This window comes from bacterium (genome assembly GCA_021372535.1).
Taxonomy (GTDB): Bacteria; Latescibacterota; Latescibacteria; order Latescibacterales; family Latescibacteraceae; genus JAFGMP01.
This window is the reverse complement of record JAJFUH010000092.1, coordinates 1-2,439: the sequence shown is the minus strand read 5'-3', so window position 1 is coordinate 2,439 and position 2,439 is coordinate 1. Positions and strand designations below refer to the sequence as shown.

The following is a 2,439-nucleotide window of genomic DNA, read 5'->3' as shown; positions in this document are numbered from 1 at the left end:
AGCAGGCTCAGGAAAAAATTGCGCCAAAGGAAGTAAAAACCGTAAAATACAGCAAATCATCATCATTTATTCCAGTTCCGGTTTTTGTATTCGATTGAGTCTCGATTCATAAGGTCGCGGTGAAAAATCCTTTCACCGCGCTCTTATAATTCACGCAGTCGCTCTGCAAGGGATGTATACCGCTCGCTCACCTGATCGTTGTTCACGGCAATTGCAAGCGCTTTAACATCACCCACAAGCACCACAAGTTCACGGGCTCGGGTGACGGCGGTATACAAAAGATTCCGCCTGAGCATGATAAAATGCTGTGTAGTCACCGGCATTACAATGCACCTGAATTCGCTTCCCTGACTTTTGTGAACGCTGATTGCATAGGCCGGCACAAGATCATCGATTTCCGAGCCGGTGTACTCCACCGGCTCATCGAACCGCACCCTCACTCCAGCGCTGTCAATCCGTTCGATCCGCCCGATATCCCCGTTGAAAACCATTTTGTCATAGTTATTCCGCACCTGCATGACTTTATCGCCGCGACGGAAAACCCACCCGCCTTTTTTAAACTCAGTGACACCCTGACGGCCCGGATTGAGACGTTCCTGCAGGAGAGCATTGAGATTCGCGACGCCGGTTTCGCTCTTGTGCATCGGCGACAGCACCTGTATATCGGCAACCGGATTGAAGCCGTAGCGGGATGGCAGACGCCGTGAAATCATATCCACGATGGTCGAAGTAACCTCGGCGGGATCGCTTTTCCGTATGAAAAAAAAGTTGCCCGAAAATTCATTGTCGGTGAACGGCAATTTTCCTGTGTTGATACGGTGGGCGCTCTGGACGATCCTGCTCGAAGCGGCCTGACGGAATATCTCGGTCAACCTGATGGTGGACACCGTTCCCGAGCCAATGATATCCCTGAGCACATTTCCCGGCCCGATCGATGGGAGCTGGTCAACATCGCCGACAATCACCAGCGTGGAATAGGGGCTCACGGCGCCGAGAAAATCCGCCATCAGTACGGTATCGACCATGGATGCCTCATCCATGATGACAACATGCGCAGCAATCGTGTTGCCTTCGTTTTTTGAAAATTTTCCGCGATACGGGTCATATTCGAGGAGACGGTGGATGGTTTTCGCTTCCATGCCCGTGGCTTCGGAAAGACGTTTTGCGGCGCGGCCGGTCGGGGCGCACAGGACTACCGTACGCCGAAGCCTGCGAAACATATCGATCATTCCGAGAACGGTTGTGGTTTTCCCGGTCCCCGGCCCGCCGGTCAGTACCATGCAGTCCGACCGGGCGGCGGTCAGAATCGCCTCTCGCTGCTGGGAAGCAAACGCAATCCCCCGTGACTGCTCGATAGAACCGATTTCACTTTCTATGTCAGAGCGTTCCGGGTGTGTCTTAGGCAGGGACGTCGAGGCGAGAAGCCTGAGACGCTGAGCAAGAAGACACTCGGTTTTATAGAGGTCGGCCCTGTATATCCGTTCTTCATTGCCGGTAATACTGCCGTTTTTCTTCAGGAAGTCAAGCTCCCCGATCACTTCGGCGGCATCGAGCTCGAGCATGGCAGCCGCCTGCTCGATGAGCATCTGCCTCGGAACGTATATATGCCCCTTGTCGATCAGATCGTCGAGTCCGTACATGATACCGGCGCGCACACGATCGGGAGACTGCTGCCCTATTCCAAGCTTTTTGGCTATCTGGTCCGCCTTGATAAATCCGATACCCCGTATATCCCGAATCAGACGGTATGGATTGCTCCGCATCTTATCGACAGTCTCGGTGCCGTACTGTTCATATATTTTCGATGCATATGCCGGAGAGATGTCATGGGACTGGAGGAAAATCATGATGTCGCGGATATGACGGTGCGTTTTCCATCCCTCGATAACCGCCTTCACCTTTGTCCGGTTAAGCCCCGGAACCTCGGAAAGCCGTTCGGGTGATTCGTCAAGTATTTTTATGGTGTCTTTACCGAACTTCCGGACAATTTTCTGGGCGAAAACCGGGCCGATACCCTTGATAAATTTCGATGAAAGAAACCGTTCGATACCATCGAGTGTGCTCGGAACAACCGATTCGTAGCTTTCAAATTTGAACTGTTTTCCGTATTTGGGGTCGTTCACCCAGTACCCCCTGAAAACCACCGACTCACCAACACAGAGCAGTTTCACATACCCGGTTACCGCAACGATACCCCGTTTCCCTTCCGGTTCGATTTTGGCAATGGTGTATCCGTTGTCTTCGTTTCTGAAGGTGATTGTTCTGACAATACCTTTGAGGACTTCCAGGTTTGTTTCCGTCATAGCGAACGGCATTCCATGCTATAAGGTTATTTATCGGGTCTCTGGGAAAATAAATCACGAGGAGAAAAAGACAAAGCATTTTCGCACGCGGGTTTGAATCTTCTTGAGAACAAAAGGATATTAAGCGATATTAGGT

Annotated in this window: 1 protein-coding gene; it reads right to left on the bottom strand. The window is 51.5% G+C overall.

The features are described 5' to 3' along the window. Positions 1 to 143 precede the first annotated feature (143 nt). Positions 144 to 2,303 carry an ATP-dependent RecD-like DNA helicase gene (locus LLG96_08890; protein ID MCE5250322.1) on the bottom strand — a complete coding sequence of 720 codons (2,160 nt, stop codon included), beginning with the start codon at positions 2,301 to 2,303 and terminating at the stop codon, positions 144 to 146. Positions 2,304 to 2,439 lie beyond the last annotated feature (136 nt).